Consider the following 25,097-nt stretch of genomic DNA (forward strand, 5'->3'; position numbering starts at 1 on the left):
TTCTTCTCCTTACCAGGTAAGCAGTGAGGCTACACGTTCAGCTATTAAACGATACCCTTTTGAGTTTGGATGAAACTTGTCTGAATAAAGATAATCATTTACCTTTAATTCAAATAGATCGAATGTTGGTACGAAAATAATTTTAGGGAAGGCTGCGCTGACCTCGGCACTGTCATAATTCCAATGGCGGACCACTTTTGACATTTCCTTTCCCTGATCCATCTCTATAAACGGATTGTATAAGCCAATAAAAAATACATTGGCGGTTTTGTTGTTCTTGCGGATTTGTTCAAAAATAAACTTCAAATTCGCAAGATATTGTTTTTCAATTTTTGCAATATTGGCCGATGAATAATCAGTTAAGCCTTGTCCTCCTCGGAACAAATCATTTCCGCCAATGGTGACTAACACCATATCTGCTTTTTGGATTTGCCGGGCAACTTCTGTTTGTTGCACTTGTTTACGAAGCTGGTCAGATCTCTGCCCATTAATGCCTAAATTGGTTAATTGAACAGGCTTTTTTGTTTTTTCCTTAATTTCATCTGTTAAATCCCCTACGTATCCTTTTCCAGTCTCGTCACCTGTTCCCCTCGTTAATGAATCACCTAAAGCCACTATTGAAAGACCTTCTTTGTTTTCAACCTTTTTGCTAGTAGTATTTGTATCAGGAACTTCTTCTGGTTTACCTGCATAATATTCCCCTACTGCCCAGCCAAGTCCAACCACCCAGAGGAGACAAAACAAAATCCCAACGGCAGTAATGGTACGGATGGTATTTTTACCCATATGTATCACACCCTTTTTAGAGCCTTTTTCTATAATTTAATCACAGTTGTGGCTTGATTCAAACTTTTTGACATAGCGTATCAAATAAAAAAAATAATTTATTCATTAATTGTTACGTTTTAAAAAAATAAGCCGTTTCCCAAATGGAAAACGGCTTGCCTTTTTATTATTCTAAATTGCCCTTTGGACCAAAAAACTCAAAGTGAATTCTGCTTTCATTGACCCCTAAATCTTTTAATGCACGGTTAATAGCTTTCATAAATGGCACTGGGCCACAGAAATAGAAGTCTGCGTCTCGGGTGGATACATGGTCCTGAAGCCATTCACGTGTAATGAAACCTTCTACATCAAATCGCTTGTTCAAGCGGTCCTCAACTGTCGGAGAATCATAAAAAACAAATGAATTCACTTGCTCAAGAGCGGATAACTCCTCTACCTCGTTTCTTAGAGCATGAACCTTACTATTTGCGGCTGCATGGACAAATGTTACTTTACGTTCCGGCTGGACTTCAACAACTGTTTTCAGCATACTCATCATTGGTGTTAAACCAACCCCGCCGCTTAATAACACGACAGGCGTTTCCTTGTTCGTATCTAAAACAAAATCCCCTGCAGGTGCACTGACTTGAAGAATATCTCCTTCATTCACTTGGTCATGTAAGTAATTAGATACCATCCCATCAGGGTTTGCCGTACCTGCCTCTTTTTTTACACTGATGCGGTAATAATCTTTCCCAGGTGCATCCGATAAACTATATTGACGAATATGAGTATACGTTTCGCTTTCGATTTCTAGTTTTAGACTAATATATTGTCCTGGGGTAAACCCTGCAATCTCACGGTGATCTTCTGGTTTTAGATAAAATGATGTAATAACATCACTTTCTACTATTTTTCGATCAACAATAAAACTTCGGAATCCGCTCCAGCCGCCCTGTTGGTGCGCTGCCTCATCGTACATTTCAGCTTCAACACTGATAAATGCATCCGCAATTACGTTGTAAGCTTCCGCCCAAGCATTAATAATTTCGTCTGTTGCTGCATCACCCAAAACTTCTTTAATGGCCATTAAAAGATGCTTTCCGACGATTGGGTAGTGTTCAGGCTTAATTCCCAGACTTCTATGCTTATGGGCAATTTGTTTGACTACGGGTAGGATCGCTGCCAGATTATCTATGTACATTGCAGCGGCGTACACGGTTCCGGCAAGTGCCTTTTGCTGTCTGCCCTGTTTTTGGTTCGCATGGTTAAAAATATTTAATAGTTCTGGATGATTTCCAAACATCAGCTGATAAAAACGGGTGGTTATGGTTTCTCCATGTTGTTCTAACACAGGTACGGTTGATTTAATAATCTCAATTGTTTTTTGATCTAACATATTTGAACACTCCTTATTTATTTATCACTATATCCATAGTGATTATATGAAATAAATAAGAGCAACTAAGTGATTTAAATCACACATTTTTATTTTTATATATTAATTATTATACAAAATTTTCTTTTTTCACAAAATGTTCAAAGATTAATATGACAAATATAACTAGTGAAATGGTTTTCAATATAGTAATGTTAAGTATAGTTTCCTAAAGACTATTTGTATCTAGCGGAGGAATTGAATCACTATGAGTAAAGCAAAAATTGCGTGGATTACTGATACTACTGCATCTTTAAGCAAACAATTTATTGAGGAACATCATATACATGTCATTCCCTTACACGTTGTTATCAACGATCAATTTTATAAAGAAACGATTGAAATAACGGAACAGGAATTTTATGAACGCATGAAAAATGAGGAAGGAAAATTTCAGTCTTCTCAACCATCCATTAACGATTTTGTTGAGCTCTATAAGAAATTAAAAGAGGACTATGACTTTGGAATTGCCATTCATGCCTCTAGTACTTTAACTGGAACTTATCAGTCGTCTGTCATGGCTGCTGACATGGAAGATTTTAAATTATTTGCGATTGATTCGCGGATCGGTTCCTACCCGCTTTCCTTTTTAATAAAAAAAGGAATTGAACTTGTTGAGCAAGGTCTTGATGTTGAGGAAGTGGTTGAACGTTTAAATGCTCTACGAAGCAATGCCCGTTTATATTTAGTACCTTCGAATTTGGACCAGCTCCATAAAAGCGGACGGGTATCTGGCAGTCAAAAAATCTTGGCTTCTCTTTTTAATATCAAACCGATTTTGGCTATCGAAGAAGGGGCGGCACAAATTAAAGAAAAAGTTCGGACCGAAAAGAAAGCTATTTCCTATCTTGCATCTAAATTAAGAGAAGATCTTGAAACGAAAACGGTAAGTAAAGTAGCCGTGGTTCATGCAAACGAACCTAAAAAGGCGGCTGAAATTGAAAAGTATATTAATGAAAACTTCCCAGGCATTGAAACAGAGATTTTGATGCTGATAACTGTTGCCGGAGTGCACACTGGTGTTGGGACGCTTGGACTTTCGTGGGTGTGCGAGTAAAGGACTGATTTTCATCAGTCCTTTTTCTGTTCTATATAATTCCTTTTGCTTTTGCTTCGGTTAACCAACCTGGAAACTCATTTAATAACTGATTGTACAATTCTTCATCTGTGGTTTTTTCGATATCTTTGATGTGGAAAAAATTAGCGTTATCAACAAATCTTCCTTCCATGGTATCTAATTTTTCAAGAACCTCGAAATTTGAATCCCCGATTCCAACAAATTGCCAGAAAATCGGCTTGTTTGATGATTCAACTACAGGTTTTTTTATCGTTCTCTTACATCCTCCATCATTAATGAAGACAATAAATGCAGGTTCCAATGAAGGTGACTCAATTGTATATTTCTTAATAACATCTTCCATAACGGGTGGTTCATCATTCCTGCCGAATTTATGTATCAGGTCATTGTTTAATATATAATCTTCTACATAATTTACAAAATCCCGCTCCGTAACTGATTTTAAACGGGAATATTCATTATCATACACCCACACATCTAAAGTACCATCATCATCAAATTGGCTGGCAACGGCAAGGATTCTCTCTACTACTTTCTGGACAGTACCATTTCTATATAACCCTCTCATTGATCCAGAAATATCCAAAACTAAACCAACCCTTGCAATCACCTTTGTCAGCTTCTTTTTTTCTAAAACAATTCCTGCTTTTTGTTTCAATAAACTAATGGATGACATTTTATCTTCCTCCGATTTTAATTTGAAGCTATTCTTAGAAATATGTATCTTCTATTATTATACTTCATTTGAAAAATATGTTAGATTATTTGGTATAGTATTTCGATTTAATATTTGAGAATGGATTTGAAATGATGAAGAAAAACAAGCGACTGTTAAGGATGTTACGCTTTTTAGTGGTAATGGGACTAATTTATGTTGCTCTTTTACAGGTTAAGATTAGTCAATATAGTAATGAGAAAGCTCCTAAGAATGCAGATTATCTAATTGTTCTTGGAGCAAGGGTTAAAGGCCAGGTGCCTTCACTGGCGCTTAGGAGCAGGATTGATTCTGCGGTTAAGTACTTAAAGGATAATCCTGACACACTCGTGATTGCTTCGGGCGGCAAAGGATCCGGCGAGGATATCTCTGAAGCAGAAGCCATTAAGCGAGAATTAGTGAAACAAGGGATTAGTGAATCACGGGTCATTTTAGAGAACCGCTCTACGGATACCTATGAAAATATTAAGTTTTCCAAAAAGCTAGTTTCACCGAATGCTCAACATGTGGTTGTAGTAACGAACACTTTTCATCTGTATCGTTCCCTTTCTATTGCCGATTATCAAGGTATAAAGGCAGAGGGGCTTCCTGCTAAAACCCCCTTGTCAGCCGTTATAAAATCGTACGCGCGCGAGTATTTGGCCATTACAAAATTCTATTTAGAAAAATATATAATAGGTTATTAGCAAAGAGAAACTCGACTTTAAGTAGCCGAGTTTTCTTTTTTAGATTTGGATTTTTGCATAAACACACGTATCACGCAGTTCTTTTCGAACTGGAGAAATGCTGTCATTTTTTAAGATACCTTCTAAGCTGAAACCTAATTTTTCAGGGATTGCCCTGCTCTTGCTATTATTTCTATCACAACGGATTTCTACTCGTTTGGCTTGGAGTTCGCGGAAGGCAAATTCGGTTATTGCTTGTGTAGATTCAGTGATATACCCTTTACCGCTTTGTCTGGTATCAATCCATTAACCTACCATCACTAAAAGACAAATTAAAATAAATCTCAAACTTTTTGTCCATTAGACCTCTCCTATTGGACAAATATTCCTGCTTCCTAATTTTTTTGTCTAATACAACCTCTTCTAAAAGACAAATCGGCTTCGCAGTCTTCATTTCTGTCCAATAGCATTTCCCTGTTGCAATTTTTTCAAATTTAAACTATTCCTCATGCACAATTTCCTTCCACGCAGCCTTTTTTGCAAAAAAAACTCTCCCAAAATGGAAGAGCCGTTCAAATATCTTAATATGCTTTTGCCCAATAAACCATTTGCTCAGTGTCTTTTCCACAGCAAACACATTTATCAGCCACTTTTTCTTGCTCAAATGGTATACAGCGGGAAGTTGCCCCTGTTTCTTCTTTGATTTTTTCTTCACAGGCTATATCACCGCACCACATGGCTTTAATAAACCCTGGTTTCGCTTCAAGAGTATCTTTTAACTCCTCTAAAGACGCTGCAACAGAAGTTCTCTCTTCACGATGATTTAATGCTTTATTGTAAAGGTTGGATTGAATATCATCTAACAACTCGACAAGCTTTGTTTCTAATTCGTCTAAAGGAACAATCACTTTCTCTAAGGTATCCCTTCTAACCAATACAACCTGCTTGTTTTCAATATCCTTTGGTCCTACTTCAAGACGAACAGGAATACCTTTCATCTCATACTCATTGAACTTCCAGCCTGGCTTCTTATCGCTGGCATCGATATCCACACGAGCAACAGAACCTAAGGACTTCTTCAAGTCATAGGCAAAATCAAGTACGCCTTCCTTATGCTGTGCAATAGGAACAATCATCACTTGAGTTGGAGCCGCTTTTGGAGGAATCACCAAACCGCGGTCGTCGCCGTGAACCATGATTAACGCACCGATGATTCTTGTCGTAAAGCCCCATGATGTTTGATGAACATACTGAAGCTTACCTTCTTTGTCAGTGTACTGGATGTTAAACGCCTCTGCAAACCCCGTTCCAAAGTGGTGAGAAGTACCGGATTGCAATGCTTTTCCATCGTGCATTAAGCTTTCAATCGTAAATGTAGCTTTCGCACCAGCAAACTTCTCCTTCTCGGTTTTTTGACCCTTCACAACTGGAATTGCAAGAATTTCTTCACAAATCGCAGCGTAGACATTTAACATTTTAATGGTTTCTTCCATTGCTTCTTCATCCGTAGCATGAGCCGTATGGCCTTCCTGCCATAAGAACTCTAAGGTACGTAAGAATGGACGGGTTGTTTTTTCCCAGCGAACGACGTTAGCCCATTGATTATAAAGTTTTGGAAGATCACGATAGGAGTGAATGATATTGCTGTAGTGCTCACAGAAAAGTACCTCTGATGTTGGACGCACCACTAAACGTTCTGTTAATGGCTCAGAACCGCCGTGTGTGACCCAAGCCACCTCTGGAGCAAATCCCTCAACGTGGTCTTTTTCCTTTTGCAGCAAGCTCTCTGGGATGAATAATGGCATATAAACATTTTCATGCCCTGTTTCTTTAATTCGGCGGTCTAACTCGTTTTTAATATTATCCCATAGTGCATATCCATATGGGCGGATGATCATTGATCCGCGAACGCTTGAGTAATCAATTAGATCTGCTTTTGTTACAACATCTGTATACCACTGGGCGAAATCCTCATCCATGCTGGTAACATCTTTTACAAATTCCTTTGCCATGTTGACACCTCATTATTTTTTTAAATACTAAAAGAGGTTTAAGCCTTTTTTGAATGCAAAAAGACCTTGATCCTAAAAAAGGGACCAAGGCCTGGCGGTACCACCCTAAATTCAAAAAGCAAATGCTTTAAACTCTCTCACATGATAACGGATTAGATCCGCATGTATCTTCAAATAATCATCCGATACAGAACTCGTGAGGCAGGTTCAACTGATGGTCTTAAGAAACCTCACACCATTGGTTTCCTCTCTTGGTAAGACTCAAATCAATTTACTAATCCCCGTCATCGTTTCAATAGTATTTTTGAAAAAATTATATATTTCTCTATAATAAAAGTCAAATCATATTTTAGATTATTTTACTGCACGACCCAAGATAAGAACGAAATAGAGGTGCTTTCATGACAAAGGATCAGGATGAAGTTGAATTAACGGAAGAGGAAAAAGAATTTTTACTTGAATACATTAAACAGCAAAATGAAGCCTTAAAAAGAATTTATAAACATACATTGAAAAAAGACAACCAGCCATCCCAAGAGTCATAAAACGTTCAAATAAGTCACTAAAAATCACCATTACAAACCATTCTTTGCATTTATAATACTCTTATGTTGCTTAATTATCGAGTCATAAGAGGAGACGAATCCATGAATCTATTTTCTATTATATCAGCAGCTTTTATAGTTATTGGCACCAGTTATGCCATTTTTCTTGTCTATCGAAATAAAAACCAACTAAATAATACTCCCGGCATTCTAATTAGTATGGTAATAGCGGTTATAACAGGCTTACTAACCGGAAGTATCATTGGGATGGTTTCGGGAGAAGCCTTTCTAACAGTAGGAATCAGCATGATTATTGGCTTTATAATCGGTTTTTTAGCAGGACATCCGGTTGGTATCCTGGCCATCCTGATGGGGTCTATTTTCGGTTTGATTGGAAGTATCAACGGCGCTCTGCTTGGACTCTTCCTACAATATATCAGCCCAACCCTCTTGCTGGGTATCTTATTAGGTTTTTATGTTGTGATCATCGGTTTTGTCATCGTTTATATTAAAGTAACAACGAACAGCAAATTTTCAATCCATACAGAAGAACTTTCACCATTTGCAATCATAGGCGGAGGAATTGTCCTGGTTTCTTTATTCTTATTTATGTACAGCAGTGATTTAGTAAAAATCCCAAATGGAAGTGAATCTGCTCAAAGTACTGCTGCAGTGGAAGAAACAGCCAAGAGAGAAGTAGATGTAACAAAGGAAGCTGCTCCAACAGTTAAAATGCTTGTAACCGACAGCGGATATTCCCCGAACGTGATCCGGGTCAAAAAAGGGGCTGCTGTTGAACTTGAGATTACGAATCCACTAGACAGCAGCAACTGTCTATCGACCTTTATGATTCCAGATTTCGATATCAACAATATAAATCTTAAAACTGGAACCACCAAACTTTCATTTACCCCGGATAAAACAGGTGAATATACATTTAGCTGTGGAATGAAAATGTTTAGCGGGAAAATTATTGTTGAGTAAGTAAAGGGCACACGAGTCAGTCACTCGTGTGCCCTTATCTTTTTAGATTTCGCTAAACATTTCCGTTTTGCGTTTTTTGCGTTTGGCTTCCGCAGCAAGAACTTTTGCTGATAGATAGATTCCTGTACCAGTTAAGATAATCATGGCAATGGCTACTAAATCGATTAACCATTTAATGTTTGTATTTCCTAGTCTTCCTTCGTGGAGACCTCTAATAATACCCATCGCTGAGTTTTGTCCCATCCCTTCTCTATTCATGGTCATTCCAGCTGGAAGGTTCCCATTTCCACCAAAGTTACCTCGTCCTTGAAATTGTCTATCCCCACTAGACCTCTGCATTTGATTACTATTTTGCCCCTGCATTTGACCGGACGTTTGAGCTGATTTTTGAGTCATTCCTTGCCCTGCTTGTACCTGATTAGATTGGCCATTGTTCATTTGGCCTTGGACTTGTCCCGGTTGAAAATTACCTTTTCCGCCCTCTTGCTGCGTTTGACCAATTAACCACGGCTCGTTCATAAGTAGACCGGTAATCGATTCCATAAAAATAAAAATCGACGCAATTAATCCAATCCATAAATGTGCTTTTCTAGTATTCTTCATCTGTCTTTCTCCCTTCAACTATCATGAAGCATTTTTAATTAGATAAACAAATTATGAATAGGTTTCCTTAAGATTTTCTTAAGATTTAAAGAAGCCCCAAAAATTTTATTTTTGGGACTTCGGAAAAGTGATTTCAATTTTGGTTCCTTGGCCAAGTGTACTTTGAACTTTTGTCTTGCCGTGATGTTTTTCAATAATCCATTTTGCAATCGATAGGCCAAGACCTGTTCCTTGGGCTTCTGTTCGTGCCTTATCACTTTGATAAAAACGATCAAATATCTTCGGAATATCCTTTTCAGGGATACCAATCCCAGTATCCGTTATCTTTAGTTGAATCGAAGAATGGCTTTGGGTACAGGAAAGGAAGATTTCTCCGCCCTCTTTTGTGTACTTTATCGCATTGTCTAATAGAATCACAATCAATTGATGAATTCTTTCTTTATCAGCTAGAAACGTAATCGGTTCAACTGCCTCTACCCTTAGCGATTTCTCTTGATAGAGGGCAATGTCTTCAAATTGTTGAGTAATTTCTTTTACTAATTCATCCAATTGGAAAGTGGACTTTTTCATTTCAATTTGATCTGAATCAGACCTTGCCAAGGTTAACAAATTAGTTACAAGTTTGGAAAGACGTCTAGATTCTTTGGAAATGGTCGAAATATCAAGGATTTTTTCCTGTATCGTGGCTTGTGGCGTTCGGAACAGTATATCAGTTTTTGCCTGGATTACCGCGAGCGGCGTCCTTAGCTCATGGGAGGCATCCGATACAAATTCCTGCTGCTTTTGCCAGGATTTTTTGATAGGTACCAAAGCCCTGCCAGCCAAGAAATATCCGGATGCGACAGCGCAAATAATTCCTACCCCGCAGCCAATTAATATGATCAACAAAAGTCTGTCTAAAAGCTCTTTTTCGGAGTCCACATTACGAATGACTTGGACCGTAATTTTCCCAACCTGAGGCAATTCGGTTTTAAAAGCCACATAGCGGAAGGAAAAGTCCTCTACATCTACGTCCTCTAACGTGCCATATTTTTTTGGCCGGATGAGGTCTTCATTCCCCTGGAATATCTCGGAGCCGCGATTTTCCTCTGCTAACAACTGTCCCTTTTCATCCCATACTAACGTTAAGATCCGGGGGTCTCTCCCCATCATTTTCGGTCCCGGTTCTGCATTCTTCCCAGCAGTACCCTCTTCCTTATTCTCTGTTCCTGTTAAATTTTGATAATGATCAACAGAATCCAATAGAGACCGATTAACATCCTTGTATAGTTGACTATCCGTATAAAAATAAATAATGGTTCCTAGGATGCTGATTAACACAATAAAAACAAGGGAGTTAATAAATGTCAGCCTAATATGTGTTTGACGAAACATAAGCTGCCTCTATTCCTCATTCAGCATATAGCCGACACCGCGAATGGTTTTAATATCGGCATGATAGCCAAACGGTTCTAATTTTTTCCGGAGGTGGTGCATGAACACTTCAACAATAGCAACAGTTGTATCAGAGTCAAATCCCCATACGCGGTCATAAATCTGTTCTTTTGTTAAAATGGCTCCTTTGTTCTGAATTAAATATTCGAGCAGTTCATACTGCTTTGCCGTTAATTTAATGGAGTCACCATCAACAGAAATATCGCGTTCTTTGCCTAATAATTCTATTCCTCGATATTTAATCGTTTGGTCTGTCGTTAAACTGCCGCTTCTTCTTAATAATGCTCTGATTCTTGCCTTTAATTCAGCAGCCTGAAACGGTTTGACTAAGTAATCATCTCCGCCATAATCCAGTCCTTTTACCCGGTCCTCCAAAGAATCTTTTGCTGTTAAAAAAAGGACAGGAATCTTTAACCCTTCTTTACGAATGGTCTTTAGCACCTCGAAACCATCTATTTCAGGGATCATGACGTCCAAAACAATGGCATCATGGATATTCTGCATGGCTAAGAATAAGGCATCTTCCCCATTCGAAGCCTGATCAACCTCAAATTCATCAGATAATAGCTGGACAATTGATTCCAATAAGGGCAGATTATCTTCTACTACTAGTAAACGCATATCTCTCTCTCCTCATAAACAAATAGAATTCTTTCATTATATAGGAAACGAAGCGGCCGCAACAGTAGCGAACCGCTTCTTTTTTCCAAATTATTCATACCTTAAAGCTTGGATTGGGTTCAACGTAGATGCTTTATTCGCAGGGAATACGCCAAACACCACTCCAACAACTAACGAGAATAAGAAGGAGAATAGGATAACGGATGAAGAAAAAGAAACACTTAAGCTAAATAGTGATGACACTAATTTTCCTATGCCCAATCCTGATATGATCCCGATAAGTCCGCCTACACCGCTTAGCATAACTGCTTCGATGAGGAATTGGACAAGGACATCCCGCCTTTTTGCTCCTATCGCTTTTCGTATCCCGATTTCTTTTGTCCGTTCTGAAACAGAAACGAGCATAATATTCATAATTCCGATACCGCCGACAAGCAGGGAGATACTTGCAATACCGCCAAGCATCAGCGTCATGGTGTCCGTTACAGAGCTCATTGTGTCCATGACATCCTGCTGATTGGTAACACTATAAGAATCACTTTGACCTGGAAACAGAGAAGCCATCTTCGTTTCAACCAAATTCATGACGGCATCCATCTGGTCTTCGCTTTCCCCTTGTAAATAGACGGTGCTAATTGTTGTACTCCCAATTAATCGCTGCCCCGTGCTAAGCGGGACGATGATCGTATTGTCCCCGCCTTGTCCCATCGAGCTTCCTTTTGAGACTAGAACGCCGACTACTTTATATGATGTTCCATCAATTTGCAAATATTGACCAACAGGATCTTCTGTACCAAAGAAAGTAGTGGCTGTTGAAGAACCGATGACAGCCACTTTTTGCCTGTATTCCACATCGAGGTCAGTGATAAAGCGTCCAGAACTTACTTGGGTATCACGAACTGATGAGTAGGCAGCGTTGGTTCCTGTCACACTTACTTGAGAAGTTGTCCGGTCCTTTTTCACATTTGCCCGTCCAGAGACAACTGGTGCTACTTCTTTCACACCATCTACTTTACTAAGTTCACTAATTTTGTCCTCAGTAAAACTTACACTCGTCGCGTCTAGTGAACTAACTGTTAATAGATTAGTCCCTAAACTATTAATTTGGCTCGTCACACTTTTAGAAGAACCTTGGGCAATAGAGACCAGAACGATTACGGATGAAACCCCAATAATCATGCCCAGCATGGTGAGGACGGATCTTAGTTTATTTCCTTTAATACTTTTGAGAGCCATTTTAATGGATTGCAAGATGCCCAATGAGCTCACCTCCATTTTCCTGTAATTGTCCATCCTGGATGCTGACCATTCGTTTTGCTTGTTTGGCAATGTCTAGATCATGGGTAATCAGGATAATGGTATGGCCCAATTCATTTAATTGTTTCATAATTTGCATGATTTCCTTACTTGTTTTACTGTCAAGTGCTCCGGTTGGTTCATCGGCTAGTAGGATCGAAGGATTAGCGGCAAGTGCTCTGGCAATCGCCACCCGCTGCTGCTGTCCGCCTGAAAGCTGGTTTGGTAAATGGCCTGCCCTTTCCTTTAATCCGACTTTATCTAATGCTTCAATGGCTCTTTCTCTTCGTTCCTTTGAGGATACCCCCGCATATAATAACGGAAGTTCTACATTTTCAATGGCTGTTAATTTCATTAACAGGTTAAAATTTTGAAAAATAAAGCCGATTTTTTGATTTCTGATCGTGGCTAATTCATTATCATCCATTTTAAATATATCCTTGCCATCTAGCAGATATTTTCCTGACTGAGGCTTATCCAGACATCCGATCATATTCATTAATGTTGATTTACCTGAACCTGATGGACCGATGATTGCCAAGAATTCTCCTTTTTTAATCTCAATTGAAACATCATTTAAGGCATGGACAATTTCGCCGCCTAATTTATATGATTTCTTTAGGTTACTAATCTGCATGATTGGTTTTTCCATTAGTTCCCACTCCTTCCGCCACCAGTTCCACGATACATGTTTGCACCAGTTCCTCCCATACCGCTCAGGCTGCTCTGCAGACTATTTGTTTGTGTAGTGGTTGTTGTACTTGCTTTAGCTAATTTAGGCAGGAGCACGGTATCTCCCTTTGAAAGTCCTTCCGTAATTTCTACATAATCTTCATTTGCAATACCGGTTGTTACTGTTTTCTTAGTCGTGTTTGACGTATCATCTGATGAAACGACATTGACATATTTTTTACCATTTGATGAATGCACGGCATCTAATGGGACATAAACTACATTTTGTTTACTTTCCGTTAAAATACTAGCTTCAACACTCATACCCACTTTAAGGTTAGCAATTTTATTGATCGTAATCGTAACCGTAAAGGTAGAAATACCATTTGAAGAAGTACCTTCTTTGGATATATTGGTTACTGTACCTGTGTACTTTTCATCAGGGAATGCACTTACCTTTAAGTTCACGGTTTGGCCTTTTTGAATCTTAGAGATATCAAGCTCATCAATTTGAACAGCTGTTTGCAAGCCGCTATAGTCGGTTACATGGGCAACCACTTGTCCTGATGTAATGCTATCTCCGGCAGCAACTGATACAGTTGTTATTTTCCCATCAGCAGCTGCTTTGATTGGGTCACTTCCATCTGTAAATGAAATGAGTTCGTCTCCTTCATTAACCTGTTCGCCTGCCTCCACCAACACTTCATCAATCTCGTCATTATTAAATGTGGACATGATATCCTGACTGGTTACTGCTTGAACGGTCCCCGAACCACTGATGTTAACATCTAATGTGCCTTCTTTTGCAACAGCGGTCCGGGCCTCTGATGTTGTCTCGGCACTCGTTTTTGCTGCGTACAATTGATAACCAGCAATACTAATGACTACTGCAGCCACCGCTATTAATATCCATTTTTTCATATGTGCTGACTCCTTTTCCCATACGGTTTCATTTGAATAAGCCCATTATCATCTTTGTTTCTTAACTTTTCCTTAAAGGAAGCAATTGACGGTTCATTTCTTTTCATTTATAGTTAAACAAGTGAATAGTTAAACTGTTTAACTAATTTTTAAAAGGTGGAAAAACGTTATGAGTAACCCAACGATAAAGGAGTTAATTGACCACTATATTTCCCTTTCTTTTCAAGTTCACAAAAAAGGTGAGGCTTTAATCAAAGGGCAAATTAGCGATGAACTAACAAATGACCAACACTACATATTAAGGTACATTTCTCAAACAAGAGAATGCACTTCATCTGAATTGGCGGATGCATTTGAAGTAAATAAAAGTGCGATCACCGCTATTGTTAATCGTATGGCTGACAGAGGATTAATTGAAAGAACCCGTGATGAAAATGATCGGAGAGTCGTCTATTTGACTTTAACGGAGGAAGGTAACTCGCTTTATCAATCCTGCCAGGAAAAGATTGAACAGCTGGTCATGTCGATTATTACTCAATTTGATCAAGCTGAGATTCAGAATTTCATTCAAACGTATGAAAAACTTGCCCTTACTTTAGATAAGAAGAAACAGGAAGAAATGGAGGAATAATCTGTGAGAACAATCATAAAGGGAAAGTGGTTTATTCTTGCCGCTTGGGTCGCTGTCATTGCTGCCCTTTTTATTGCGGCCCCAAATATGGAATCACTTGTACGTGAAAAAGGGCAAATTTCTGTGCCTGAAGGATATTCATCCACACTTGCAGCTAAGATTCTTGAGGATGTTCAATCAAGTGAAAATAAAGGTACAGATCTGCAAACCGCCCTTGTCTTCCATAGTAACAAAAAGCTTACGGAAGAAGACCTTAAGAACGCAGAAAAAGCAGTTCAAATTCTTGAAGAGCAAAAAAATAAACTTGGGATTACCGAAATCGTTTCTCATTTCAATCAAGAAGAGTTAAAAGATCAACTAGTTTCTAAAGACGGTAAAACCATCCTTGTCTCTGTTAAAGTAACTGCGGATGGCCGCGAAGCAAAGGATATCTCAAAGGATTTATATGAAGCAATTGATGATACAAAATTAGACCATTATTATACTGGCAACTGGGTCATTAGCGAGGATCTTGTTACCAATTCACAGGAAGGCTTGAAAAAAACAGAAGGAATTACTGTGGTCTTTATCTTGGTAGTCCTTTTGCTGGTGTTTAGATCTATCGTTGCTCCAATCATACCGTTAGTGACGGTAGGTTTCAGTTATCTTACCGCTCAATCGATTGTAGGCCTATTGGTGGATCATGTGAATTTTCCGTTATCAACCTTCACGCAAACCTTTTTGGTTGCTGTCCTTTTCGGAATTGGAACCGACTATTGCATCTTGCTATTAAGCCGTTTTAAAGAAGAAATGGCGAAGAATGAAAGTGTGACAGATGCCATTGTAGAGACGTATCGAACAGCCGGAAAAACGGTTCTTTTTAGCGGAATCGCCGTCATGATCGGGTTTGCATCAATCGGCTTATCCACTTTTCAACTATATAAGTCTGCTGCAGCTGTAGCTGTAGGGGTTGCCATCCTTTTACTTGCCTTAGTAACTGTGGTTCCCTTCTTTATGGCGGTTCTTGGCAAGAAATTATACTGGCCTTCAAAAGGTCAGCTTGAACACAGCGACAGTAAGATTTGGGGTGTCATGGGTAAATTTGCGCTGGCACGTCCGTTTTTAGCATTTATCCTTGTGGTGATTATTTCTGTTCCATTTTTGTTTACTTACCAAGACCAACTATCATTTAACTCACTAGAAGAAATCAGCGATGATTATCCTTCCATTAAAGGCTTCAATCTTATCGCAGACTCCTTTGGTCCTGGTGAATCGATGCCAACTCAAATTGTTATTAAAAATGATGATCAACTAAATACTTCTGAATATATTACGCTTACAGATAAAATTAGCCAAGAACTTCTGAAGGTTCATAATGTAGACACCGTTCGTTCCGCTACCCGCCCGACAGGAACACCAATCGATGATTTTTATATTTCTAAACAAGCAGCCACACTAGAGGATGGACTAAGCAAGGGGAATGACGGAATTAAAAAAATTAGTGACGGTCTTGCCGAAGCCGGAACTCAGATGGCTAGTAACCAGCCAAAAATGAAAGAAGCCACAGATGGAATCAGTCAATTAATTACCGGAACGAACCAGCTTCAAACAGGAATGGGCTCCCTCCAAGCCGGGTTGACAAAAATTCAAGATGGACTCAAAAGTGGTTCGATGGGGGCAGGCGAAGCACGTAAAGGCTTGGAAGAAATAAAATCTCAGTCTGAAAAACTTTTAGCAGGATATAAACAATTATTGGAAGGTTATAAGACGGCAAGTTCCGGTCTTGGTACACTTAAAGCAAATTATGATCAAATTGCCGGCGGATTAACTCTCATCCATCAAAACCTTGTCAAGACCGACCAAGCCTTTGCAAATCTAGAAAAGCAATATGCTGATATTGTTCAAAATCAAAACTACCAGGCTATTAAAATGACAGTTGCTGGTGTTAAAACAGCAACAGATCCGACTGCGGACGATCCAAGGGTATCTCTGGTTACAAGTTTAAACACCCTAAATACGGGATTACAGGGTGCTCAAAACGGCATTAATACAGCCAATCAAAGCCTGGCTAAAATGCTTACAGGCCAGGGGCAGCTGATCGATGGAATGGGCCAGCTGATTGATGGTATTGGGAAGCTTGAAGATGGACTTGATCAAATGGAGAAAGGCCAAGGAACCGCCATCGCTAACCTGCCCAAATTCTCAGGCGGATTAGAGGGACTCGCTGCAGGTCAACAGCAGCTTCTTAATGGCTTCCAAGATATTGGCGGTCAAATTACAAAACTATCAAACGGTTTAACCCAGAGTGCCGATGGTCTAAATCAGGTGTCTGAAGGCTTAGGCTCAGCACAGAACTATTTATCAGATGTAGCTAAACAAAAACAAAACGGGTTCTATATACCTCAAGATGTGTTAAACAGTAAAGATTTTGAAAAAGTATTAGATACCTATATGTCACAGGACCGTAAAGTAATGACCATAGATGTGATTTTTAATAAAAATCCTTATTCTAATGAAGCTATTAATAGTGTATCAGACATTAAACAGGCAGTAACACGGGCTGTAAAGGATACAAAGCTTGAGAATGCAAAAATAGAAGTTGGCGGTGTATCAAGTATGCACCATGACCTTGATAGAATTTCAAAGGCCGATTACTCACGGACAGTCATTTTGATGCTCGCAGGAATAAGTATTATTCTCGTCATCCTGCTTCGTTCGCTGATTATGCCGCTCTATTTAATCGGGTCATTAGTTCTCACCTATTATACTTCTATGGCAATCTCGGAATCTATTTTTGTAAATATCCTTGGGCTTACTGGAATTAGCTGGGCCGTTCCGTTTTTTGCCTTTGTTATCTTAGTTGCCCTTGGGATTGACTACAGCATATTCTTGATGGACCGATTTAACGAGTATCGGGATATGCCGGTCCAACAAGCGATTCTTCTCTCGATGAAAAAGATGGGAAGTGTCATCATCTCAGCTGCTGTCATCTTAGGCGGTACTTTTGCAGCGATGATGCCATCAGGGGTGCTTTCGCTAGTAGAAATAGCGACGATTCTGTTGATTGGTTTGGCCTTGTATTCTCTTGTAGTTCTGCCATTGTTTGTGCCGGTAATGGTAAAAACGTTTGGTCAGGCAAATTGGTGGCCATTTATGAAAAATACTGACAGTCGAATAGACCATTAAATTAAAAGCACACTGTTTTGATACGGACAGTGTGCTTTTCTTTTGCATGATTTGAAACTTTTCCTGCTCTTCGTTCGTACAAACTAAGGCGGAAGTTTAATTCTGCTACAATGGATTTTTCCCCTGCAAGTCATTTACTATTATAATGTACATATGAGATAAAGGAGAAGGAGTGAATAATTATGGGTGTTACCCTAAGTAAGGGGCAAAAGGTAGATTTAACAAAATCTCATCCAGGACTGCAAAATGTTGTTGTCGGACTTGGCTGGAATATAAGTCAACTAGGCTCTAATTTTGATTTGGATGCCTCGGCCTTTTTATTAGGTCCTTCAGGGAAAGTGAATAGTGATCAAGATTTTGTCTTTTATAATAACCCTTCAGGCGGCAATGGTTCAATTGTCTATAGCGGTGATAACCGGATCGGCTCAGGAGTACGTGATGATGAACAAATCAAAATAGATTTAAAGCGAGTTCCTGACCATATCCATCGGATTGCCTTTACGATCACCATCCACGACGCACAAGAAAAACGGCAGAATTTTGGACAAATCTCTGAATCCTATGTCCGTATTTTCAATGAGCTAACGAATGAAGAATTATTGCGTTTTAACCTTGGCAGAGATTTTACCGTTGAAACAGCCATTGTTGCGGCAGAACTCTACCGTCATAATGGCGAATGGAAATTCAACGCGATTGCTAGCGGTTTTCAAGGGGGACTAGCGGCATTATGCGGGAATTTTGGAGTAACTGTGGATGATCCGCCTGCTAATTCTTCAATCCAGCAGCAGCAGAAATATACTACTGCTCAGAGTAACACGAATTACTCTAATTCTTATCAGCAAACTCAAACGAATTATGATCCCTACCAACAAGGCCAAGCAACCCAAAATTCGAACCAGCAGCGTGTCCATCTTCAGCCTGATTCATCTTATCGTCAGCCTGCCTATGGGTATCCACAGTCTGCTCAAGCTGCCCCTCCCAGCCATTCTGCTTACGGCGGCGACGATATTATGTGCCCGCGCTGCCATTCGTCCAATGTGAGAACAGGCAAAAAAGGGTTTGGTTTAGGCAAGGCCGCGATTGGTGGTTTAATTCTTGGACCTGTCGGATTACTGGGTGGATTTATTGGGAAAAATCAATTAAAGTTTTCTTGTAATAGTTGTGGAAATAACTGGTCCCCTTCACAAACAGATTATGTAGAATGGGCAAATAATCAAAAAAGAAAAGCGCAAGAATTATTCCATCGCTATAAAAGCCAGGATCTTCTAGATGCCGTTGTGGCTGCCTGTGCTTTAGTAGCTATGGCCGATGGATATTTAGATCAATCTGAGCGTCAAAAGATGATTGAATTTGTCAATCAAAGTGAGGAATTACGCGTTTTTGATTCAAATAAAGTCATTCAAAAATTCAATCAATTTGTATCAAGGATGGAACAAGATCGAATGATGGGTCGAGCTGAAGCGTTTCGTGCCCTCGGTAAAATCAGAACAAAACCTGAAATCGCTCGATTAGTTGCCCGCTACTGTATTGCAATTGGCTATGCAGACGGTAACTTTGATCAAAATGAACAGCAAATGGTTTCTGACATTTGTCGTGAACTTGGTTTAAATCCAGCTGAATTTCTATCTTAGATATAAATGAAGAAAAGCCTCCCTTTCCAAAAAGAAATGGAGGCTTTTTGATGATTATTTTTTCCATACCCGTTTATTTTCAACGCGTTTAGTAAGACCCAGGCTATCCAATTTCTCTAAAAATGGAATCATGTATTTTCTTGATAGATCAAGTATATCCTTCGCTGCCCCGACTTCAAATTCTGTTTCTGTGCCATTTTTCAGTTTTTCTACAGCTTCTTTAAATACATCTCCATGGTAAGCAAATTGCTCATCTAACTGAACAAGCAGCTCTTGTTCTTCAAGGAATTTTTTCAAGTCGTATTCAATAGTATCGGGAATACCTGCAGCCGAAAAGTAATCCTTTAAGTAACGTACCTTCAGCCCATCGCTCTTCAAGTCCTTTAACAAATTTTCCGTACGTTTGGTCCAGTTTTTTGGTACATGAGGAACAAACGCCGCTAATGATACAAACTGTTCTCTCCTCTTAAACACTCCATTGGTGATTCCATTTTCCACCACAAAATCAAGTAGTGATTTCGGGAACCGCTTCTTGAATATCTGCAGCAATTCCGCTTTATTGATTCCGGTCTTCATCGAATAATTTTGATGATATTCTTGGAGTTGATCAAATATATCTTCTTCGATTGACTCGATTAAGAGCTTCAATGAATACTCCTTAGCATTATATAAAACAAAATCCGGATTAGCTAAATGCTCTGTTAAGGTTGTTTCATCGAGGGCAGTCCGCTTTATCAGTTCAGTTAACGGAAGGCTTTTGGCTTCCAGCAGTGATGCAATAATCCTTTCCTTAGGTGAACCTGCTTTCTTCTTTTCGAGTTCTTCAATTGTCTGGTTTCCAAAACGATATTTATTTCCTCTCGGGTCAATCACCCAGCCGCCGCCAATCGTTTCTTGCGGACTTGGACGTCTTAAAATAAAACGGTCGCCACGCTTTGTAAGAATCTCCTCTTCAAGCCTTAGCTGGCAGAGGATTTCACCGTTTTCTTCTTTCAGCTCATTTCGATCAAAGAAGACAATCCGACCCATTACTTCGGCAGTCCCAATGTGCAGCTTAATTGGCATCCGCTGTTTAACGATATGTTCCAAATCCTCGACCACCCGAATCGCAACATCGACTGTTTTGGTGACAATAAAATGCTCGGAGGAAACTAATACATCTCCCCGATCGATCTCTTCTTTTGAAACGTTTGAGAGGTTGATGGCAGCCCTTTGTCCTGCATATGCTTTACCCGCTGGATGATGGTGGACCTGAATTTGTCTCGCTCTTACTTCCAAGCCTTTTGGCATAATTTTTAATACTTGTCCCTCTTCTACTTTTCCTTCATATACAGTCCCACGAACCACAGTTCCCTGACCTTTTACAGTAAACACCTGATCGATAGGCAGACGAAAAGCCCCTTTGGCATCACGCATCTCTTGATATTTTAACGTTTGAATAATTAAGTCTTTGATCTCGTTTATGCCTTTTTTGGATAAGCTATCAACTAAAACAAATGGGGCATCCTCAAACACAGTCCCAGTAAGTTCCCCAAGGATATCATCTTTTACTAGTTCAATAAATTCTTCATCGACTCGATCTATTTTTGTTATGGCAACGATCCCATTTCTGACTCCTAAAAATTTCAAAATGTCGAGATGTTCCTTCGTTTGCGGCATAACTCCTTCATCGGCTGCAACCACGAGAACCACTAGGTCGATTCCAGCTACTCCGGCGATCATTTGGCGAATAAAACGTTCATGACCTGGAACATCAATAACGGAAATTTGTATTTCTTGGTCTTCATATAGAGGGGCAAAACCCAATTCTATCGAAATTTGTCGTTCCTTCTCTTCTTTTAGTCGATCTGTATCGACATTCGTCAAAGCCTTGGTTAAGGAGGTTTTTCCATGGTCGATATGACCGGCCATCCCAATTGTAAAATAACGTTTTTCCAAGATAAACACCTTCTTAATCGTTCTACCCTTCTACTGTAGCCTTAAATAGATAATTGTTCAAGCGAACATTTTTAGACAAACTGAGCTTTCTTTTCACGATTCCTCCACAATATCAGCGTCCACTTTTATTCGGGATATGCTATGTTGAAGTAAAGAAATATTATAACAACAAGGGACGAAAGAAAATGAAAAAAATAATTATCGTCATGCTTACTGCACTAGCCTTATTAACAGGCTGTCAAAGTAATGACAAGAAAGCAAGCGAAACAAAACATCCCGCTGCTGAACAGGAAAAGGTGGTAAAAACTGTATCTGCAAGTACTTTCCCTTATCCCAATTTACTCGCTCTAGAAGCACAATCCTATTCACTATTAGTAATCAATGCAACCGATGAACAAGCACCCATTGAACAAAATCAACACATCACTGAACACGTGAAAAGTATTTTGAGTTTACCGACTGCAGAAATGGTCCAAAAAGCCTACCCCAAACTTGAATTGAACAATGATACTTCGTACATACTTTTTGACCAAAACGGAATCGTACATCAATCTACAAATATATAGGAACTCACTGTTTTTTTACAAAAGAATCCGCCATCTAATTAAACCAGAACATTCTGGTTTTTTTTTTGTGTTTTTTCAAAAAAATACAAATTTTATTAGGCAAATATATACACAACCTACTTAAATTTTATTATAATAAATATAAAGTTTTTGCACGAGGGCAACATTTGTTGATTAACGAACAAACCTTGCACCTACGAAAGAAAATAAACCGATGAAGGGATGGTCTACTTTGAGCCAGACTAATTCTATCGCAGTTGAAAAGGCTCGCGCCGCAGAACATAAAACGGTTTCTGCTGCAAGGGATGCCATGAATGGAAAAGTAAAGGGAATTCGTGCACTAATACCTTTCCTTGGTCCAGCCTTTATTGCATCCATTGCTTATGTAGATCCAGGGAACTTTGCCACGAATATACAAAGTGGTGCCCGTTTTGGTTATAAAATGCTTTGGGTTATTGTATTGGCAAATTTAATGGCCCTGCTCCTTCAGAATATGTCAGCAAAACTTGGTATTGCCACCGGAAAAAGTTTGCCCGAGATATGCCGGGACCGCATGCCGAAATGGCTTACCATCATCATGTGGATCGTATCGGAGCTTGCCGCGATGGCAACCGATCTTGCTGAATTTTTAGGAGCAACCTTGGCACTAAACTTACTTGCCGGTATCCCTATGCTTTATGCCGTCATTATCACTGGTATCGTTACTTATTTAATATTAATGCTCGAAAAATTTGGCTTTCGGCCGCTTGAAAAATTTATTGCTGCTTTTGCCTTGTTAATCGGATTGTGCTACCTGGTGGAGACGTTCCTGTCACAGCCTGATTTTTCGCAAATTGCCTACCATAGTGTGGTCCCATGGCTCGGGGGCAAGGAAAGTATCATGCTCGCAGTTGGCGTTATTGGTGCAACAGTTATGCCGCATGCGATTTATTTACACTCAAGCTTAACACAAAATCGGATCGTTCCTAGAAATGACAGAGAAAAGCTAAAAATTCAAAAGTTTAGTACCAAGGAAATTATCATTGCCATGACACTGGCTGGTTTCGTTAATTTAGCGATGATGTATATGTCTGCTTCTGTATTCCATGCAACCGGAGAAAGTCATATCGCTGATTTGACGACTGCTTACCATACTCTTACACCACTTCTGGGCTCGGCTGCCGCAAGTGTGTTCTTAATCTCCCTGCTCGCCTCTGGTATTTCAAGTTCGGTGGTAGGGACCATGGCCGGTCAAGTAATTATGCAGGGCTTTGTTGGCTTTACTATTCCATTGTGGGTACGCCGATTAGTAACAATGGCACCAACCGTTATTATTGTCGCTTTAGGTGTTGACCCCACACAAACGCTCATTATTAGTCAAGTGATCTTAAGCGTGGTGCTGCCATTTCCGATTATCGCGTTGATTTATTTTACACAAAAGAAAGAATTAATGGGCGTCCTGACAAATAAACAGATTACCACGATTCTCTCCTGTTTATTTGCCTTAATCATACTTGGACTAAACATTTGGATGGTAGTACAATTCATCATAAGTTGACATAGGAAAACACCATCTTACTCAGGATGGTGTTTTTCCTTTTTAAAATGGCTAATAAATAAACCTGGAATTACCTCATGGTCGGATAGGAATGTAAACCCATTTTTCAAATAAAAATTTTTAGCTGGGGGGTTATCTTTTCCGGTTGAGACATTTAGAACTGAAATGTCGGGATTTTGTTCCTCGACTTTTCTCAAAAGCTTTTGGGCTATTCCTTTTCGGAAATGTTCCGGGAGAACGACCATCCGGCAGATGGTCAATGTATGTTCCCGGGTAGTGTAGGAGATGGCACCCGTTAGTTTTTCATCTACATAATATCCAAAAAATGTTTCACCGCAATTTTTCAGTTCTTCGATCGTTTCTAATAGAGGCGGGATTTCATAAAAATTAATTAATTTTGCTTCTATCAGATAGGATGCTCTTTGCAATTCGAATAGTTGCTTTAAGACGTCCAAACTATGTAATTCTAGTTTTTTTATCATTTTACTAGCTCCTCTCCCCTAACTTAAAAAATCCCCCACATGGTGAGGGATCTTATTTTAGGCTACTTTTATCGCTTTACCAAATGGAACGCGTGGTAAAAAGTCCCCTGGCACAAGCCAGAATAATTCAAAATCAACCTTTTCCATCTCTTCAGAAAAAAAGCCAGTCACGTCGGTTATATAAAATAGTGTATCAATCTTCTCTTCTTTTGCCCACTCTAAAACTAATGTATAGGAAGATTTCCCATGTGTATGATATTTGATGGAATCACTTTGGACCGGGGAAATGCTTCTAATTTTAAAATCTGCTTGAACCAATATGGTATCCGGTTTTAACTGTTCAAACAGTTTGACTATGTTATTAATAAGAATAACGGGCGCCTCATTTGTAGATGTATCTACAGCTAATGCGACCTTTTTTCCCTGCCGCTGCTGAATCATAGAAAGAATCGTTTTATGCCATCTCAACCCCAACAACCCCTTTGTTTTGAATGAGTGAACTATCTTATTGTGGGCGTTAGTGAAAGGGTTTATGATTGGTTAATTGCGGGAGTATTTTTGATAGTTCTCAGCCAAGTACTTAGAATCCTTGATCACATATCAGAGTTAAAAATTCTCAGAGGAATTTTTTATCTTTCGGCTAATAATAACCTTATTGATTAAAATACTCTCTTTTTTCCTTTAAGTAGTCTTTTTCACATTTTAAAAGCTTGTACGGAATGGAATCTCCTTCCTTCTTCTTCTTACTTACAACCTCCCATTTAAGGTCAGTAAGTTTTAAATGTACGGCCACGTTTGTGTTATCCGGCTGTTTATATAGCAAATAGGCTTCTTTTGGTTTTATAAACAGGGCAGGTTTTCCTCGGGAAGCAACGATAAATTGCTCATGTAAAGATTGGTAATTTTCATCGACCTCTTTTCCACCGTAGATAAGATGAGCAGCTTCTAAAGCTTTATCTGAAACCTCTATGTAATTCTGATTATCTATATCTAGATTCAGTGCTGTAATAATATCTTTCATAAGAGACTTATTATATTTTATATCTCGGTATTTGATTTGCTCGAGGCATTCAGTCGATAAACGAGGTAATTCAGCTGCCCGGATATTCATTGGACAGAGTATGACAAACAGACCCCAGATGAGCAATGTTAGTTTTTTCATAATGAAAGATTCCCCCTTAACCTGGTTTGAACATATTATTCGGCATTTACGGTTAATCTATTCTTTTATATGCCATTTATCATATTATCCAAGGAGCATATTCTCCTGTCTTCTGTAGTTGAAGGAGATTGTTTGTTGTTTCTACTAACGAAATCCTACTCATCCCCTGAAGGGCTTATGCTTTCTTTGCTTCGACCGATGAAACCCCTGCTCATCCCCCGAATGCCTTGCTCTTT

The 25,097-nt window shown here is 39.2% G+C and carries 24 protein-coding genes and 1 other annotated feature; of the genes, 9 read left to right on the forward strand and 15 right to left on the reverse strand.

The window, feature by feature from the left end; translation table 11 throughout:
* Nucleotides 1-9: 9 nt before the first annotated feature.
* Together GXK58_RS01240 and hmpA are read right to left on the reverse strand one after the other, a co-directional pair.
* A complete protein-coding gene (locus GXK58_RS01240; RefSeq protein WP_160719111.1) occupies nucleotides 10-786 on the reverse strand; it encodes an SGNH/GDSL hydrolase family protein in 777 nt (258 codons plus the stop codon).
* A gap of 166 nt (nucleotides 787-952) precedes the next feature.
* Nucleotides 953-2,164 (reverse strand): NO-inducible flavohemoprotein, encoded by a 1,212-nt coding sequence (gene hmpA / locus GXK58_RS01245; RefSeq protein WP_160719113.1) that lies wholly within the window; start codon nucleotides 2,162-2,164, stop codon nucleotides 953-955.
* A gap of 247 nt (nucleotides 2,165-2,411) precedes the next feature.
* Here hmpA and GXK58_RS01250 point away from each other — a divergent pair, with 247 nt between their 5' ends.
* A complete protein-coding gene (locus GXK58_RS01250; RefSeq protein ID WP_160719115.1) occupies nucleotides 2,412-3,260 on the forward strand; it encodes a DegV family protein in 849 nt (282 codons plus the stop codon).
* A 31-nt stretch (nucleotides 3,261-3,291) separates the two neighbouring features.
* Here GXK58_RS01250 and GXK58_RS01255 read toward each other — a convergent pair whose 3' ends face one another.
* Nucleotides 3,292-3,957: a vWA domain-containing protein gene (locus GXK58_RS01255; RefSeq protein ID WP_160719117.1), complete on the reverse strand. Its 666-nt coding sequence runs from the start codon at nucleotides 3,955-3,957 to the stop codon at nucleotides 3,292-3,294.
* Nucleotides 3,958-4,088: 131 nt separating this feature from the next.
* Between GXK58_RS01255 and GXK58_RS01260 the strand changes: the two genes are divergently transcribed.
* Entirely contained in the window at nucleotides 4,089-4,682 is a 594-nt protein-coding gene (locus tag GXK58_RS01260; protein ID WP_237389526.1) for a YdcF family protein, read from the forward strand.
* Between the two features lie 39 nt (nucleotides 4,683-4,721).
* Here the strand turns inward: GXK58_RS01260 and GXK58_RS01265 are convergent, their stop codons facing one another.
* A complete protein-coding gene (locus GXK58_RS01265) occupies nucleotides 4,722-4,964 on the reverse strand; it encodes a GNAT family N-acetyltransferase (protein ID WP_272928112.1) in 243 nt (80 codons plus the stop codon).
* 278 nt (nucleotides 4,965-5,242) lie between these two features.
* The gene (proS, locus tag GXK58_RS01270) at nucleotides 5,243-6,673 is read right to left on the reverse strand and encodes a proline--tRNA ligase (protein ID WP_160719119.1); all 1,431 of its coding nucleotides are present in this window, start codon (nucleotides 6,671-6,673) and stop codon (nucleotides 5,243-5,245) included.
* Between the two features lie 76 nt (nucleotides 6,674-6,749).
* Nucleotides 6,750-6,970: a binding site (T-box leader), on the reverse strand.
* Between the two features lie 104 nt (nucleotides 6,971-7,074).
* Here proS and GXK58_RS01275 point away from each other — a divergent pair.
* Nucleotides 7,075-7,218 carry a hypothetical protein gene (locus GXK58_RS01275; protein ID WP_160719121.1) on the forward strand — a complete coding sequence of 48 codons (144 nt, stop codon included), beginning with the start codon at nucleotides 7,075-7,077 and terminating at the stop codon, nucleotides 7,216-7,218.
* A gap of 102 nt (nucleotides 7,219-7,320) precedes the next feature.
* Complete coding sequence (locus tag GXK58_RS01280) at nucleotides 7,321-8,202, forward strand: cupredoxin domain-containing protein (RefSeq protein ID WP_160719123.1); 882 nt, start codon at nucleotides 7,321-7,323, stop codon at nucleotides 8,200-8,202.
* Between the two features lie 42 nt (nucleotides 8,203-8,244).
* On the opposite strand, the gene GXK58_RS01285 is transcribed toward GXK58_RS01280, so the two are convergent.
* From GXK58_RS01285 to GXK58_RS01310, 6 genes are all read right to left on the reverse strand, one after another.
* Nucleotides 8,245-8,805, reverse strand: a complete 561-nt coding sequence (locus tag GXK58_RS01285; protein ID WP_160719125.1) for a PepSY-associated TM helix domain-containing protein — start codon at nucleotides 8,803-8,805, stop codon at nucleotides 8,245-8,247.
* A 105-nt stretch (nucleotides 8,806-8,910) separates the two neighbouring features.
* Nucleotides 8,911-10,179, reverse strand: a complete 1,269-nt coding sequence (locus GXK58_RS01290) for a sensor histidine kinase (protein ID WP_160719127.1) — start codon at nucleotides 10,177-10,179, stop codon at nucleotides 8,911-8,913.
* Nucleotides 10,180-10,188: 9 nt separating this feature from the next.
* Complete coding sequence (locus GXK58_RS01295; RefSeq protein WP_160719129.1) at nucleotides 10,189-10,860, reverse strand: response regulator transcription factor; 672 nt, start codon at nucleotides 10,858-10,860, stop codon at nucleotides 10,189-10,191.
* 90 nt (nucleotides 10,861-10,950) lie between these two features.
* A complete protein-coding gene (locus tag GXK58_RS01300; RefSeq protein ID WP_160719131.1) occupies nucleotides 10,951-12,120 on the reverse strand; it encodes an ABC transporter permease in 1,170 nt (389 codons plus the stop codon).
* Nucleotides 12,098-12,808 carry an ABC transporter ATP-binding protein gene (locus GXK58_RS01305; protein ID WP_160719133.1) on the reverse strand — a complete coding sequence of 237 codons (711 nt, stop codon included), beginning with the start codon at nucleotides 12,806-12,808 and terminating at the stop codon, nucleotides 12,098-12,100. The genes GXK58_RS01300 and GXK58_RS01305 overlap by 23 nt, the downstream gene beginning before the upstream one ends.
* Nucleotides 12,808-13,749, reverse strand: a complete 942-nt coding sequence (locus GXK58_RS01310; protein ID WP_160719135.1) for an efflux RND transporter periplasmic adaptor subunit — start codon at nucleotides 13,747-13,749, stop codon at nucleotides 12,808-12,810. Before GXK58_RS01310 ends, GXK58_RS01305 begins: the two co-directional genes overlap by 1 nt.
* A gap of 169 nt (nucleotides 13,750-13,918) precedes the next feature.
* Between GXK58_RS01310 and GXK58_RS01315 the strand changes: the two genes are divergently transcribed.
* The 3 genes from GXK58_RS01315 to GXK58_RS01325 all read left to right on the forward strand — a co-directional run bounded on the left by GXK58_RS01315 (nucleotide 13,919) and on the right by GXK58_RS01325 (nucleotide 19,176).
* Nucleotides 13,919-14,380: a MarR family winged helix-turn-helix transcriptional regulator gene (locus tag GXK58_RS01315; RefSeq protein ID WP_160719137.1), complete on the forward strand. Its 462-nt coding sequence runs from the start codon at nucleotides 13,919-13,921 to the stop codon at nucleotides 14,378-14,380.
* Between the two features lie 3 nt (nucleotides 14,381-14,383).
* A complete protein-coding gene (locus GXK58_RS01320) occupies nucleotides 14,384-17,545 on the forward strand; it encodes an MMPL family transporter (protein WP_160719139.1) in 3,162 nt (1,053 codons plus the stop codon).
* Between the two features lie 182 nt (nucleotides 17,546-17,727).
* Entirely contained in the window at nucleotides 17,728-19,176 is a 1,449-nt protein-coding gene (locus GXK58_RS01325; RefSeq protein ID WP_160719141.1) for a TerD family protein, read from the forward strand.
* Nucleotides 19,177-19,230: 54 nt separating this feature from the next.
* On the opposite strand, the gene selB is transcribed toward GXK58_RS01325, so the two are convergent.
* Nucleotides 19,231-21,114 carry a selenocysteine-specific translation elongation factor gene (gene selB / locus GXK58_RS01330; protein ID WP_160719143.1) on the reverse strand — a complete coding sequence of 628 codons (1,884 nt, stop codon included), beginning with the start codon at nucleotides 21,112-21,114 and terminating at the stop codon, nucleotides 19,231-19,233.
* A 185-nt stretch (nucleotides 21,115-21,299) separates the two neighbouring features.
* Here selB and GXK58_RS01335 point away from each other — a divergent pair, with 185 nt between their 5' ends.
* Nucleotides 21,300-21,680, forward strand: coding sequence for a lipoprotein (locus tag GXK58_RS01335; protein WP_160719145.1), 381 nt, complete (start codon nucleotides 21,300-21,302; stop codon nucleotides 21,678-21,680).
* Nucleotides 21,681-21,912: 232 nt separating this feature from the next.
* A complete protein-coding gene (locus GXK58_RS01340; RefSeq protein WP_272928107.1) occupies nucleotides 21,913-23,217 on the forward strand; it encodes an Nramp family divalent metal transporter in 1,305 nt (434 codons plus the stop codon).
* A 17-nt stretch (nucleotides 23,218-23,234) separates the two neighbouring features.
* Here GXK58_RS01340 and GXK58_RS01345 read toward each other — a convergent pair whose 3' ends face one another.
* The 3 genes from GXK58_RS01345 to GXK58_RS01355 form a co-directional block, all read right to left on the reverse strand.
* Nucleotides 23,235-23,699, reverse strand: coding sequence for a GNAT family N-acetyltransferase (locus GXK58_RS01345; protein ID WP_160719149.1), 465 nt, complete (start codon nucleotides 23,697-23,699; stop codon nucleotides 23,235-23,237).
* A 57-nt stretch (nucleotides 23,700-23,756) separates the two neighbouring features.
* Nucleotides 23,757-24,140, reverse strand: a complete 384-nt coding sequence (locus GXK58_RS01350; protein WP_442862448.1) for a VWA-like domain-containing protein — start codon at nucleotides 24,138-24,140, stop codon at nucleotides 23,757-23,759.
* A 211-nt stretch (nucleotides 24,141-24,351) separates the two neighbouring features.
* The gene (locus tag GXK58_RS01355) at nucleotides 24,352-24,861 is read right to left on the reverse strand and encodes a hypothetical protein (protein WP_160719153.1); all 510 of its coding nucleotides are present in this window, start codon (nucleotides 24,859-24,861) and stop codon (nucleotides 24,352-24,354) included.
* Nucleotides 24,862-25,097: the final 236 nt, after the last annotated feature.

The organism is Bacillus sp. USDA818B3_A, assembly GCF_009928415.1.
GTDB lineage: Bacteria > Bacillota > Bacilli > Bacillales > Cytobacillaceae > Neobacillus.